The following is a 12,061-nucleotide window of genomic DNA, read 5'->3' as shown; positions in this document are numbered from 1 at the left end:
ATATCCAGTTCAGGACAGGTCCAAACCCGGGTACAGCGGGAACTTGTCCATCAGCTCGGCGGCCGCGGCCTTGGTCTTCTCCGCGACGCCGTCGGCGAGGGCGTACGACGCCTTGGAGGCCGCCCCCGCCGCCGTGGTGCCCGGCGTCGTGTTCTTGAGGACGTTCGTGATCAGCTCGGCCACGTAGTCGAAGTCGTCCTCACCGAGGCCGCGGGTGGTCAGCGCCGGCGTGCCGAGGCGGACGCCGGAGGTGTACCAGGCGCCGTTCGGGTCGGACGGGACCGAGTTGCGGTTGGTGACGACCCCGGAGTCGAGCAGCGCCGACTCGGCCTGGCGGCCGGTGATGCCGAGGCCGGAGACGTCGAGCAGCACGATGTGGTTGTCGGTGCCGTCGGTGACGAGCTTGATGCCACGCTTCTTGAAGCCCTCGGCCAGCGCCTGGGCGTTGTCGGCGATGTTCTGGGCGTAGGTCCTGAAGGAGTCCTGCTTCGCCTCGGCGAAGGCGACGGCCTTGGCCGCCATCACGTGCGAGAGCGGGCCGCCGAGGACCATCGGGCAGCCGCGGTCGACCGACGGGGCGTACTCCTCGGTGGCGAGGATGAAGCCGCCGCGCGGGCCCCGCAGGCTCTTGTGGCTCGTCGAGGTGACGACGTGCGCATGCGGGACCGGGTCCTCGTCGCCCTGGAACACCTTGCCGGCCACGAGCCCTGCGAAGTGGGCCATGTCGACCATGAGGGTGGCGCCGACCTCGTCGGCGATCTCGCGCATCGTCGCGAAGTTCACCCGTCGCGGGTAGGCCGAGTAGCCGGCGACGAGGATGAGCGGCTTGAACTCGCGCGCCTTCGCGCGGAGTGCGTCGTAGTCGAGGAGACCGGTCTCGGGGTCGGTGCCGTACTGGTTCTGGTGGAACATCTTGCCGGAGATGTTCGGCCGGAAGCCGTGGGTCAGGTGACCGCCGGCGTCCAGGCTCATGCCGAGGAGGCGCTGGTTGCCGAGCTCGTGGCGGAGCTTCTCCCAGTCGGCCTCGGTGAGCTCGTTCATGTTCTTCACGCCGGCGTTCTCGAGCCAAGGACCCTCGACGCGGTGGGCGAGGATCGCCCAGTAGGCCGTGAGGTTGGCGTCGATGCCCGAGTGCGGCTGGACGTAGGCGTACTCGGCGCCGAAGAGCTCCTTCGCGTGCTCGGCGGCGAGCGACTCCACCGTGTCGACGTTCTGGCAACCGGCGTAGAAGCGGTGTCCGACCGTGCCCTCGGCGTACTTGTCGGAGAACCAGGTGCCCATGGTGAGCAGGACGGCCGGCGAGGCGTAGTTCTCCGACGCGATCAGCTTGAGCGAGGCACGCTGGTCGGCGAGCTCCTGGCGGGTGGCTTCGGCCACTCGGGGCTCGACCGAGGCGATGACCTCGAGAGCCTGCTGGTACGCGGAGGAAACGAGAGAAGTCACGGCGCAACCGTAGTGCATCCACATTATGGACGCACGTCCACGATGTGGGATGCGAAGTTGAAGCGTCCAGTGAGCGCGGGTGAGACTGCGGTGTGCCCGACCTGCGTTTCAAGCCCGCCGCCCCTCAGAAGACGGATGTCCCGCGCCCCAAGCGCGGCGAGGGGCAATGGGCCTTCGGATACACCGAGCCACTCAACAAGAACGAGCAGTCCAAGAAGGACGACGACCCGCTCAACGTGCGGGACCGGATCCTCTACACGTACTCCAAGCGCGGCTTCGACTCCATCGACCCTGCCGACCTCCGCGGCCGCTTCCGCTGGATGGGCCTCTACACCCAGCGCAAGCCCGGCATCGACGGCGGCAAGACGGCCACGCTGGAGGAGGAGGAGCTGGACGACCGCTACTTCATGATGCGCGTCCGGACCGACGGCCAACTCCTGAGCCACCGTGCCGTCCGCGCCCTCGGCACGATCGGCCAGGACTTCGGCCGCGACACCGCCGACGTCACCGACCGCGAGAACATCCAGTACCACTGGATCGAGATCGAGAACGTCCCGGAGATCTGGTCGCGCCTCGAGGACGCCGGCCTCTCGACCCTCGAGGCCTGCGGCGACAGCCCCCGCCCGTTCCTCGGCTCCCCCGTCGCCGGCGTCGCCGTCGACGAGATCATCGACGGCACCTGGGCGCTCGACGAGATCAAGCGGCGCTACATCGGGGACCCGAAGTTCTCGAACTTCCCCCGCAAGTTCAAGACGGCGCTCACCGGCCACCCGTCGCACGACGTCTCGCCGGAGACCAACGACGTCGCCTTCGTCGGCACGATCCACCCCGAGTTCGGCCCCGGCTTCGACGTCTGGGTCGGCGGCGGCCTCTCGACCAACCCGCACCTCACCGAGAAGCTCGGCGTCTGGATCCCGCTCGAGGCCGTCCCCGACGTCTGGGAGGGCGTCGCGGGCATCTTCCGCGACTACGGCTACCGCCGGCTGCGCTCCAAGGCGCGCCTGAAGTTTCTCGTCGCCGACTGGGGCGGCCCGAAGTTCCGCGAGGTCTTGGAGAACGAGTACCTCGGCTACCTGCTCGAGGACAACCCCTCGCCCGTCAGCCCGATCGGTCACCGCGACCACATCGGCGTCCACCCGCAGAAGGACGGCAACGTGTACGTCGGCGTCGCGCCGACCGTCGGCCGGGTCTCGGGCACGCTGCTGGTCCAGCTGGCCGACCTGATCGAGAAGTACGGCGCGTCGGGCGCCCGCCTGACGCCGTACCAGAAGATCGTGATCCTCGGTGTCGACCCGCTCCGCGCGCCCGACCTCGTCGACGAGCTCGACGTCATCGGCCTCTCGGCCCGGCCCTCGACCTGGCGACGCAACACGATGGCCTGCACGGGCATCGAGTTCTGCAAGCTCGCGATCGTCGACACCAAGCAGCGCAGCCACGACCTGATCGACGAATTGGAACGGCGCTTCCCCGACCTCGACCTGGGCGATCAGGGGATCACCGTCAACGTCAACGGTTGCCCCAATGCCTGCGCCCGCACTCAGGTCGCCGACATCGGCCTCAAGGGTCAGCTCGTCACCGACGAGAACGGCGAGCAGGTCGAGGGCTTCCAGGTGCACCTCGGCGGCGCCACCGGCCTTCAGGCCAACTTCGGCCGCAAGCTGCGCCAGCACAAGGTGACGAGTGCCGGCCTGGACGACTACATCAGCTCGCTTGTCTCGAACTACCTCGAGGACCGCGAGCAGGGCGAGAGCTTCACGACGTGGGTCGCCCGAGCAGATGAGGAGTTGGTCAGATGAGCACGGTGGCCACTGCGGCTGCCCGCGCCTTCAAGGGATCCCACACCGAGGGCCGCAGCTCCGAGGAGCTCCGCGAGATCGTCTCGCACTGGGGTGCCGAGCTGGAGCTCGCGCCCGCCGAGACGATCATCGAGTGGGCCGCGGCGACGTTCGGTGAGCGCTTCTGCCTCACGTCCTCGATGGGCGACGGGCTGCTGGCCCACCTCGCGGCCAAGGTCGTGCCGGGGATCGACGTCGTCTTCCTCGACACCGGCTACCACTTCGTCGAGACGATCGGGACGCGTGACGCGGTCGCGGCGACCTCCGACGTCAACCTGATCACCATCACGCCGGTCCAGAGCGTGGCCGAGCAGGACGCGACGTACGGCAAGGACCTCTTCCGCACGGACCCCGACCTGTGCTGCAAGCTGCGCAAGGTGGAGCCGCTGGCGAACTCGCTGGACGGGTACGACGCCTGGGCGACCGGCCTGCGTCGCGCGGAGACCCGCAACCGGGTGATCGCGCCCGTCATCGGCTGGGACGCCAAGCGGGGCAAGGTCAAGGTCTCCCCCATCGCGCGGTGGTCCGACGAGCAGGTCGAGCGTTACATGGCGGAGAACGGTGTGCTCGTGAACCCGCTCGTCTACGACGGCTACCCCTCCATCGGATGCGCCCCGTGCACCCGCCGCGTCGCTCCGGGCGATGACCCGCGCAGCGGCCGCTGGGCCGGCACCGGCAAGACAGAATGCGGGATCCACTCATGAGTGCGCCGGCACTGATCACCCTCGCCCACGGTTCGCGCGATCCGCGACACGCGGCCACCATCACCGCCCTGACCGACGAGGTGCGTCGGATGCGGCCCGACCTGCGGATCGCCGAGGCGTTCCTGGAGCTGTCGTCGCCGTCCTTCGACTCGGTCGTCGACGCGCTGGTCGCCGAGGGGCACCGCGAGATCGTGGTCGTCCCGCTGCTGCTCAGCGAGGCCTATCACGCGAAGGTCGACGTACCGTCGGTCGTCGCCGCCGCCGCGGAGCGTCATGACGACGTCGCCATCCGGGCGGCCGGGATCCTCGGCCTCGAGTCCACCCTGCTCGGGATCCTCGACGAGCGGCTCCGCGAGGCGCTGCGCGCGGCGCGGGTGCGGGAGCTCGACGCGCTCGTGCTTGCCGCGGCCGGCTCGTCAGACTTCCTCGCCAACCAGGCGGTCGCCCGCCTCGCCCGTCTCTGGGGCACGCACCACCGACTCCCGGTCGTCGCGGCCTACGCGTCCTCGACTCCCCCGGCCACCGGTGAGGCCGTCCGGGCGTTCCGCGCCGAGGGACGTCGCCACATCGCCGTGGCGTCGCTCTTCCTCGCCCCCGGCTGGCTGCCGGACCGGGCCGCGGAGCTCGCGCTCGAGGCCGGCGCCGTGGCGGTGTCCGATCCGCTCGGTGCCCACCCGGAGCTCGCCCGCACGATCCTTGCGCGCTACGCCGTGGGCTCGCTCGAGCTCGTCCCCGTCTAACCGACCAGCGCGTCCAGCAGCCGCTGCAGTTCGGCGGCGGCGGAGGAGGTCATGCCTCCGTGGACCGGGCCGGGCTGCAGGACGGTGCTGCGGGGCGCCTTGAGCAGGCCGAAGCGGGCGCTCTGGTTGTCGTTGAGTGCCCGCTCGCCGTACGCCGTCGCCCGCATGCCGGCGCCGAACTGCGCATGGGCCGTCCCGGCGCAGATCAACGCGATCGACTCCAGTGCCGCCTCGACCCGGTCGAGGTCCAGGCCGGGGGCCAGCGTCTGGATCCGACCGGCGTTCAGCCGCGAGGCGGAGGCGAGGAACTCCTCCTCGGGGCAGTAGAGGACGACCCCGACGTTGACGAACTCCTCGCGCTCGACGCGGGGAACGCAGCGGAGGACGACGTACTGATAGGGGTTCACAGCGTCGGCACCCAGGGGCGGGACCCGTCGACGCCGTCGAGCCGCGCCCGGAGGAAGGCGACGTAGCGGGCCTTCACCTCAGCCGGGCCGGTGGCCCACTCGTAGTCGTCCACCCATTCATCCGGTACGTCGCCGACGACCGCGGCCAGCACGTCGTCGGTGAGCCGCGCCGCGAGCTCCGCGTCCTGCGCCTGCGCGAGATCGGCCGAGCCCTGCAGGATGTGCTCGGAGGTGTCGTAGGCCTGACGGGCGAAGCGCTGTGGGTCTCCGGCGCCGCCCGGCCAGGAGTGGTGGAAGTAGAGGCTGGCACCGTGGTCGATCACGTGGACGGCACCGTTCCAGACGAGCATGTTCGGGTTGCGCCAACTGCGGTCGACGTTGGCCGTGAGGGCGTCGAGCCACAGGATCCGGCCGGCGAGCTCGGCCTCGACCTCGGTGCTGGCGTCGAAACCGAAGGAGCCCGGTAGGAAGTCGATGCCGAGGTTGTGGCCGGCGCTGACGTTGAGCAGATCCTGAACCTCCTCGTCGGCCTCGTAGCGCGCGATCGCGGGGTCGAGGTCGAGGACGCACTGGTCAGGCGTCGCGATGTCGAGCGCTCGGGCCAGTCCGGCCACGATCACCTCGGCGACCAGCACCCGCAGACCCTGACCGGCGCCGCGGAACTTGCAGACCCACGTGCCGAGGTCGTCACCCTCGACGATGCCGGGGAGGCTGCCGCCCTCGCGCAGCGGCGTGACGTAGCGCGTCACGCGGACGACCGGCAGCGTCACTGCACCGACTCTGAGGTGATGGTGTCGGCGGCGAGACGCGCCTTCTCCGCGGCGATGTCCAGCCCCGACGGCGTGGTCCAGTCGAGGTCGAGGGCCGCCAGGTGATCACGCAACAGCTTGGCGATGGCGAGGTTCCGGTACCACTTCTTGTCGCTCGGCACGATGAACCACGGCGCAGGCTCGGTGTTGCAGCGCTCGAGGGCGATCTCGTACGCCTTGGTGTATTCGGCCCAGAGCTGGCGCTCGTCGACGTCGCCGGGGTTGTACTTCCAGTGCTTCGTGGGGTCCTCGAGCCGCTCGAGCAGCCGCTCCTTCTGTGCCTCCGGCGAGATGTGCAACATGCACTTGAGCACGACGATCCCTTGGTCGACGAGGCGCTTCTCGAAGTCGTTGATCGCGCCGTAGCGGCGCTCGATCTCCTCAGCCGGGGCGAACGAGCGGACCTTCTGGATCAGCACGTCCTCATAGTGGGAGCGGTCGAAGAAGCCCACGAACCCCGCAGGCGGGACTGCGCTCTCGACGCGCCAGAGGAAGTCGTGGCTGCGTTCCTCCTCGGTGGGCGCCTTGAACGAGGTGACCTTGAGGCCGACGGGGTCCATCAGCCCGACGCTGTGCTTGAGCACGCCTCCCTTGCCCGAGGTGTCCATGCCCTGCAGGACCAGGAGGAGGCCCCGCGGCGAGTCACCCTCCTTGCTGGCGAGCAGCTTCGTCTGGAGCTCGAGCAGCTCGTCGGCCATGCTGAAGAGCTCACCCTCGGCCTCCTTGCGACCGCCCTTGACGGCCGGTGTCGCGGCGGGATCCCACTCCGAGAGGTCCACGGGCCCTGGCGGTACCCGGAGTGCGTCGGCGAGGCCCATCAGTGCGCCAGTCCACCGTGGCGGTTGACGAGCGGCGGCGTCGAGGACCACGGGAAGTCGATCCACGCCTCGGTCCGCTTCCAGACGTAGTCCGGGTGGATCACCGTCCACGGCTTCTCATAGACGACCGCCGTGCGCACCTCCGCGACGTGGTCCTCGAGGAACGCGTGCACGACCTCGAGCGTCTTGCCGGTGTCGGCGACGTCGTCGGTGATGAGCACCTTCATGCCGGTGAGGTCGACCGCCTGCGGCGTCGGCGGGAGCATGATCGGGACGTCGAGCGTCTCGCCCACACCGGTGTAGAACTCGACGTTGACCGCGGAGAGGTTCTTCACATCGAGCGCGTAGCCCAGGCCCATCCCGAGACCGAGCCCGCCCCGGGCGATGGCGAGGACGATTTCGGCCTCGTACCCGGAGTCGACGACCTGCTGCGCGATCTCGCGCACCGCGGTGCCGAAGAGCTCGTAGGTCAGGACTTCGCGCTCCGGGGTGCGCTCGGGTGTCTCGCTCACGCGTCGGAGTCTAGTGACCCGCCCAGTGCCTCGCGGATCACCGACATGGCGAGCCCGGAGGGGTATCCCTTGCGGGCGAGCATCCCCAGCAGACGCCGGGTCTTCACCACGTCGTCGAGCCGCGACATCGACCGCAGCTTCCGCTGCACGAGGTCGCGGGCGGCCTGTTCCTCGGCGTCGGGGTCGAGCTCGTCGAGCGCCTCCTTGGCGACCTCGTCGTCCACGCCCTTGCGTCGCAGCTCTTGGGCGATCGCCCGCCGAGCCAGCTTCTTGCCCGACTGCCGGCCCTCGGCCCACATCCGGGCGAAGGAGGCATCGTCGACCAGCCCGACCTCCTCGAACCGGTCGAGCAGCCGCACCGCGATCTCCCCCGGCACGTTCTTGGAGGCGAGCTTGTCGGCCAGCTCCTTGCGGCTGCGAGCCCGCCCGGTCAACTGGTCCAGCAGGATGGTCCGAGCGACGGACTCGGGATCCGCCTCGGCGGGAAGCTGCGGGTCTGGAGGTGTGGACCCCACCCACGCTTCCCGCCCGAGGCGGACGTCACCCGACCAGGGCGACTCAGAAGTCGTCGACACCGATCGGCTCATCGCTCAATTCGGAGAGGTCGTCGGGGACGTCGACGTCGCCGGTGACACCGAGCTTCTCGAGGATCTTCCGCTCGATCTCGGCAGCGAGGTCGGGGTTGTCCTTGAGGAAGTTGCGGGCGTTCTCCTTGCCCTGGCCGAGCTGGTCGCCCTCATAGGTGAACCAGGCACCGGCCTTGCGGATCAGGCCGGCCTCGACGCCGACGTCGATCAGCGAGCCCTCCTTGGAGATGCCCTTGCCGTACATGATGTCGAACTCGGCCTGCTTGAACGGCGGGGCCACCTTGTTCTTGACGACCTTGACCCGGGTGCGGTTGCCGACCATGTCGGTGCCGTCCTTGAGGGTCTCGATGCGGCGGACGTCGAGACGGACCGAGGAGTAGAACTTCAGCGCGCGGCCACCGGTGGTGGTCTCGGGCGAGCCGAACATGACGCCGATCTTCTCGCGGAGCTGGTTGATGAAGATCGCGGTGGTGCCGGAGTTGTTGAGCGCACCGGTCATCTTGCGCAGCGCCTGGCTCATGAGACGGGCCTGGAGGCCGACGTGGGAGTCACCCATCTCGCCCTCGATCTCGGCGCGGGGCACGAGCGCGGCGACGGAGTCGATGACGATGAGGGAGAGTGCGCCGGAGCGGATCAGCATGTCGGCGATCTCGAGGGCCTGCTCACCGGAGTCGGGCTGGCTGACGAGGAGGGCGTCGGTGTCGACACCCAGCGCCTTCGCGTACTCCGGGTCGAGCGCGTGCTCGGCGTCGATGAAGGCGACGAGACCGCCGGCCTTCTGCGCGCTGGCGACGGAGTGCAGCGCGACCGTGGTCTTACCGCTGGACTCGGGGCCGTAGATCTCGACAACGCGACCGCGCGGGAGTCCACCGATGCCGAGCGCCACGTCCAGCGCGATCGAGCCGGTGGGGATGACCTCGAGCGGCGCGCGGGTGTCGTCACCCAGCCGCATGATCGAGCCCTTGCCGAACTGCTTCTCAATGTTGGCGAGCGCGGCGTCCAGCGCCTTCTCGCGGTCTCCACCAGCCATGTTGGTGCCTCCGTTGGTCTTGGGTGTCTTGGCCATCTGCTTCTTCGTCGTCATCGGGTTGGACGCTAGCTGCGGCCACGGACAAAAGCAGATTAGTCCGAACAGATGTTCGAGCCAAGCATCCTCATCGGAGTGTCGCGGGCAGGTCGAGGGCACGCCAGACGGCGGCCCACACCTCCTTCGGCGTGTACCCCGCCTCGAGCGCCTGCCGGGCGGTGAGGCCGCCGAGCTCGGACATCACGTACTGGTCGGCCCAGACCTCGTAGTAGCCCGCACCGACAGCGGACTCGAGCCGTGCCCAGAACTCCGTATGACGCACGGGTCAGGCGGCGGAGGCGACCACGTCGGACGTGGTGGCGATCTCTTCGACGGCGACGGCCTCGGAGACCTCACGCAGCACCGCGGAGAGCGGCAGGTCGAGGGCCGTGCAGAGTGAGGCGAGCAGCTCGGAGGAGGCCTCCTTCTGGCCGCGCTCGATCTCGGAGATGTAACCGAGGGAGACCCTCGCCTCTCCGGACAGCTCGCGGAGCGTCATGCCTCGCTGCATCCTCTGGGCCCGGAGGACGTCACCCAGCATGCGGCGGAACAGCACCATGCGGGCACCTCCCCAACTTCCATCGTTCGCGACCCTTGTGCGCAAACCTACCCGAGACACCCACACAACGTCGGGCACCCCACCCGGTTATTCCCTCACCGACACCTCGTCGGCGAGCAGCTCGAGCGCGGCTGCACACGTCTGTGCCTGGATATCGGCACGCTCCCCGTCCAGGTTGAGCTGGATCGACCGGGCACCTGAGGGCCCCGCGACGCCGACGAACACGGTGCCGACCGGCTTGCCCTCCTGCTCGTCGGGCCCGGCCACGCCCGTCGTCGCCAGTCCGTACGTCGTCCCGGCCACGTCCCGGACCCCCGTGGCCATCGACTCGGCACACTCGGCGGAGACGACGCCGTACTCCTGCACCAGCGCCTCGGGCACGCCGAGCAGCGCGATCTTGAGCGAGGTCCAGTAGGTCACCGCCCCGCCGCCGTACGTCTGCGAGGAGCCGGGGACGTTGGTCAGCTGCGAGGCGAGCTGGCCGCCGGTGAGGGACTCCGCGGTGGCCACGGTGGCCTCCGCGTCCTTCAACACCTGGTGGACATGGTCTGCGGAGGTCATGTCGCCGATCCTACGAACGGCTCCTCAGGCGGCGCGGAGGTCGGCCCGTTTGCGCCAGAGATCGGCGAAGAACTGGAAGCCGGAGATGAAGGTGAGGACGACGGCCACGACGAGGAAGGCCTCGAAGAAGTAGAAGAAGAGCTCGCCCACGCCGTGCCAGAAGGAGGTGGCGTCGGGATCACGCAGCGGCAGCGTGAGGCCACCGAGGGCGAAGCCCTGCGCGGTGGTCTTCCACTTGCCGAGCTGGTCGGCGGCAAGCACGATCTTGGACACGACGGCCATGCGGACGAAGGTGATGAGCCATTCGCGCACGAGGACCACGATGGTCACCCACCACCAGATGTCGCCGAGGATCGACAGGCCGATGAAGGCCATGCCGGTGAGGAGCTTGTCGGCGATCGGGTCGGCGATCTTGCCGAAGCTGCTGATCACGTTGTACTTGCGGGCCAGGTCGCCGTCGACCTTGTCGGTCACCATGGCCACGAAGAAGATGCCCCAGGCGAGGAACCGCAGCCACCCGTTGTCGCCGCCCTCGGCGAGCAGTGCCCAGCCGTAGAACGGGACGAGGACGATCCGGAGTGCCGTCAGCAGGTTGGGCAGGTGCTTCACGCGTGCACCCTAGCGACGGCCCGAGCGACCAGGTCGACTCCCTCGGTCGCGACGACCAGGGCGCGGACCGTGTCGCCGACGGAGGCGTCGGTGTCGTGCAGGGTCGTGATGCCGTCGACCTCGGGGCCCTGGTGGGCCGCGCGACCGGTCACTTCGACCACGCCGTCCTCGAGCGACTCTGCGCTTTCGACCAGCACGTCGACGTACTCCCCGATCCGTTCCTCCGCCCGCTGGGCGTTGAGCTCCTCGACGAGGCCCTGTACGCGCTCGTAGCGCTCGCGGATGACGTCCTCGTCGAGCTTGAGCTCCTCGGCGAAGTCGGCGGCCTCGGTGCCGTCCTCGTCGGAGTAGCCGAAGACACCGGTGAAGTCGAGGCGGGCCTCGGTGAGGAAGTCGCACAGGATCTGCACGTCCTCCTCCGTCTCGCCGGGAAAGCCGACAATGAAGTTGGAGCGGACGCCCGCATCGGGGGCCAGCGCGCGGACGTCGGCGAGCAGCTTGAGGAACGACTCCGGGTCGCCGAAGCGCTTCATCCGGCGGAGCACCGCGTTCGAGGCGTGCTGGAAGGAGAGGTCGAAGTAGGGCACGACGCCGGGCGTCTGGGCGATCGCCCTGATCAGGCCGGGACGCGTCTCCGCAGGCTGGAGGTAGGAGACCCGGACGCGCTCGATGCCCTCGACGGCTGCCAGCTCGGGCAGCAGCGTCTCCAGGAGACGGAGGTCGCCGAGGTCCTTGCCGTACGACGTCGAGTTCTCGCTCACGAGGAAGAGCTCCTTCACGCCCTGGCCGGCGAGCCACTGCGCTTCGTGCAGCACGTCGCTGGGGCGGCGCGAGACGAAGGAGCCACGGAAGGTCGGGATCGCGCAGAAGGTGCAGCGGCGGTCACAGCCGCTCGCGAGCTTGAGGGGAGCCCACGGCTCGCTGCTCAGCCGTGCGCGCACCTCGTCGACGTCGAAGCCCGGCGTCGAGACGGTGCTGGCGTCGCGCTCCACCGGGGAGATCGGGAGCAGGAGCCGGCGGTCCTGGGGAGTGTGCGGATGGTGCGCCTCACCGTTGACGATCGCGCGCAGCTTCGAGGCGATGTCCGGGTAGTCGTCGAAGCCGAGCACGGCGTCGGCCTCGGGCAGGGAGTCGGCGAGCTCCTTGCCGTAGCGCTCGGCCATGCACCCGACGGCGACGACGGCCTGCGCCCTCCCCGTCTCCTTGAGGTCGGCGGCCTCGAGCAGCGTGTCGACGGAGTCCTTCTTGGCCTGCTCGACGAAGCCGCAGGTGTTGACCACGACGGTGTCGGCCTCGGCCGGGTCAGCCACGAGGCGGAAGCCGCCGGCGGAGAGACGCCCGGCGAGCTCCTCGGAGTCGACCTCGTTCCTGGTGCACCCGAGGGTCACCATCGCCACGCTCAGTTCGACAG

At 69.2% G+C, this 12,061-nt stretch carries 15 protein-coding genes; 3 read left to right on the top strand and 12 right to left on the bottom strand.

Features of this window, described 5'->3' with window-relative positions; all coding sequences use genetic code 11:
- Nucleotides 1-9: 9 nt before the first annotated feature.
- Complete coding sequence (locus LH076_RS07275; RefSeq protein ID WP_227783317.1) at nucleotides 10-1,467, bottom strand: glycine hydroxymethyltransferase; 1,458 nt, start codon at nucleotides 1,465-1,467, stop codon at nucleotides 10-12.
- Between the two features lie 68 nt (nucleotides 1,468-1,535).
- Here LH076_RS07275 and LH076_RS07270 point away from each other — a divergent pair, with 68 nt between their 5' ends.
- From LH076_RS07270 to LH076_RS07260, 3 genes are read left to right on the top strand one after another with little or no spacing between them, the layout of a single operon-like run.
- On the top strand, nucleotides 1,536-3,239 hold the full coding sequence (locus tag LH076_RS07270) for a nitrite/sulfite reductase (protein WP_227783316.1): 1,704 nt from the start codon (nucleotides 1,536-1,538) through the stop codon (nucleotides 3,237-3,239).
- On the top strand, nucleotides 3,236-3,982 hold the full coding sequence (locus LH076_RS07265; protein ID WP_227783315.1) for a phosphoadenylyl-sulfate reductase: 747 nt from the start codon (nucleotides 3,236-3,238) through the stop codon (nucleotides 3,980-3,982). Before LH076_RS07270 ends, LH076_RS07265 begins: the two co-directional genes overlap by 4 nt.
- The gene (locus LH076_RS07260; protein WP_227783314.1) at nucleotides 3,979-4,722 is read left to right on the top strand and encodes a sirohydrochlorin chelatase; all 744 of its coding nucleotides are present in this window, start codon (nucleotides 3,979-3,981) and stop codon (nucleotides 4,720-4,722) included. The genes LH076_RS07265 and LH076_RS07260 overlap by 4 nt, the downstream gene beginning before the upstream one ends.
- Here the strand turns inward: LH076_RS07260 and LH076_RS07255 are convergent.
- The 11 genes from LH076_RS07255 to rimO form a co-directional block, all read right to left on the bottom strand.
- Complete coding sequence (locus tag LH076_RS07255; protein ID WP_227783313.1) at nucleotides 4,719-5,129, bottom strand: DUF3037 domain-containing protein; 411 nt, start codon at nucleotides 5,127-5,129, stop codon at nucleotides 4,719-4,721. The two genes, LH076_RS07260 and LH076_RS07255, sit on opposite strands and share 4 nt — an antisense overlap.
- Nucleotides 5,126-5,899 carry a HipA family kinase gene (locus LH076_RS07250; RefSeq protein WP_227783312.1) on the bottom strand — a complete coding sequence of 258 codons (774 nt, stop codon included), beginning with the start codon at nucleotides 5,897-5,899 and terminating at the stop codon, nucleotides 5,126-5,128. Before LH076_RS07250 ends, LH076_RS07255 begins: the two co-directional genes overlap by 4 nt.
- Nucleotides 5,896-6,756 carry a PPK2 family polyphosphate kinase gene (locus LH076_RS07245; RefSeq protein ID WP_227783595.1) on the bottom strand — a complete coding sequence of 287 codons (861 nt, stop codon included), beginning with the start codon at nucleotides 6,754-6,756 and terminating at the stop codon, nucleotides 5,896-5,898. Before LH076_RS07245 ends, LH076_RS07250 begins: the two co-directional genes overlap by 4 nt.
- Complete coding sequence (locus LH076_RS07240) at nucleotides 6,756-7,268, bottom strand: phosphoribosyltransferase (RefSeq protein WP_227783311.1); 513 nt, start codon at nucleotides 7,266-7,268, stop codon at nucleotides 6,756-6,758. Before LH076_RS07240 ends, LH076_RS07245 begins: the two co-directional genes overlap by 1 nt.
- Complete coding sequence (locus LH076_RS07235) at nucleotides 7,265-7,843, bottom strand: regulatory protein RecX (RefSeq protein ID WP_227783310.1); 579 nt, start codon at nucleotides 7,841-7,843, stop codon at nucleotides 7,265-7,267. Before LH076_RS07235 ends, LH076_RS07240 begins: the two co-directional genes overlap by 4 nt.
- Nucleotides 7,827-8,885, bottom strand: coding sequence for a recombinase RecA (recA, locus tag LH076_RS07230; protein ID WP_227783594.1), 1,059 nt, complete (start codon nucleotides 8,883-8,885; stop codon nucleotides 7,827-7,829). The genes LH076_RS07235 and recA overlap by 17 nt, the downstream gene beginning before the upstream one ends.
- A 124-nt stretch (nucleotides 8,886-9,009) precedes the next feature.
- Entirely contained in the window at nucleotides 9,010-9,204 is a 195-nt protein-coding gene (locus tag LH076_RS07225; RefSeq protein ID WP_227783309.1) for a DUF3046 domain-containing protein, read from the bottom strand.
- Between the two features lie 3 nt (nucleotides 9,205-9,207).
- A complete protein-coding gene (locus LH076_RS07220; protein WP_227783308.1) occupies nucleotides 9,208-9,480 on the bottom strand; it encodes a helix-turn-helix domain-containing protein in 273 nt (90 codons plus the stop codon).
- An 87-nt stretch (nucleotides 9,481-9,567) separates the two neighbouring features.
- Complete coding sequence (locus tag LH076_RS07215; RefSeq protein WP_227783307.1) at nucleotides 9,568-10,041, bottom strand: CinA family protein; 474 nt, start codon at nucleotides 10,039-10,041, stop codon at nucleotides 9,568-9,570.
- 24 nt (nucleotides 10,042-10,065) lie between these two features.
- Complete coding sequence (pgsA, locus tag LH076_RS07210; RefSeq protein WP_227783306.1) at nucleotides 10,066-10,650, bottom strand: CDP-diacylglycerol--glycerol-3-phosphate 3-phosphatidyltransferase; 585 nt, start codon at nucleotides 10,648-10,650, stop codon at nucleotides 10,066-10,068.
- Nucleotides 10,647-12,053, bottom strand: coding sequence for a 30S ribosomal protein S12 methylthiotransferase RimO (rimO, locus tag LH076_RS07205; RefSeq protein WP_415753326.1), 1,407 nt, complete (start codon nucleotides 12,051-12,053; stop codon nucleotides 10,647-10,649). Before rimO ends, pgsA begins: the two co-directional genes overlap by 4 nt.
- Between the last annotated feature and the right edge of the window lie 8 nt (nucleotides 12,054-12,061).

The organism is Nocardioides sp. Kera G14 (assembly GCF_020715565.1).
Lineage (GTDB): Bacteria > Actinomycetota > Actinomycetes > Propionibacteriales > Nocardioidaceae > Nocardioides.
The sequence above is the reverse complement of the archived record's forward strand: the minus strand, read 5'-3'. Positions and strand labels throughout refer to the sequence as shown.

Excerpts from the sequence above, each read along its gene's own strand:
- LH076_RS07275 (WP_227783317.1), bottom strand. The coding sequence starts at position 1,467 with ATGTGGATGCACTACGGTTGCGCCGTGACTTCTCTCGTTTCCTCCGCG.
- LH076_RS07265 (WP_227783315.1), top strand. The coding sequence starts at position 3,236 with ATGAGCACGGTGGCCACTGCGGCTGCCCGCGCCTTCAAGGGATCCCAC.
- LH076_RS07260 (WP_227783314.1), top strand. The coding sequence starts at position 3,979 with ATGAGTGCGCCGGCACTGATCACCCTCGCCCACGGTTCGCGCGATCCG.
- LH076_RS07245 (WP_227783595.1), bottom strand. The coding sequence starts at position 6,756 with ATGGGCCTCGCCGACGCACTCCGGGTACCGCCAGGGCCCGTGGACCTC.
- recA (WP_227783594.1), bottom strand. The coding sequence starts at position 8,885 with ATGGCTGGTGGAGACCGCGAGAAGGCGCTGGACGCCGCGCTCGCCAAC.
- LH076_RS07220 (WP_227783308.1), bottom strand. The coding sequence starts at position 9,480 with ATGGTGCTGTTCCGCCGCATGCTGGGTGACGTCCTCCGGGCCCAGAGG.
- LH076_RS07215 (WP_227783307.1), bottom strand. The coding sequence starts at position 10,041 with ATGACCTCCGCAGACCATGTCCACCAGGTGTTGAAGGACGCGGAGGCC.